The following is a 232-nucleotide window of genomic DNA, read 5'->3' as shown; positions in this document are numbered from 1 at the left end:
TTACCGGCAAGGGCGCGGATCAGTTCGAGCAACTGGAACTGGGCAAGGACAGCGTCAGCACCACGGTCACTGACGAGCCTGCAGGTGAGGGCGACCTGGTCAAAGTCACCATCGTGGCCGATCAGGTGTCGGTCAACGAAGCGACCGAGCCAACCTTCACCCTCAGCCTGAACAAGGCCTTGGACAAGGACTTCACCGTCACCCTGAGCACCGGTGCTACCGTGGTCTTCGC

General features: G+C 61.2%; 1 protein-coding gene. It reads left to right on the top strand.

The window, feature by feature from the left end; all coding sequences use genetic code 11:
- Positions 1-232 (top strand): immunoglobulin-like domain-containing protein (locus ACN6NG_RS30085; protein ID WP_474317578.1); only part of this gene is annotated, 232 nt, incomplete at both ends.

The organism is Pseudomonas sp. TSO6 (assembly GCF_056098905.1).
This window is presented reverse-complemented; position numbering and strand designations above follow the sequence as displayed.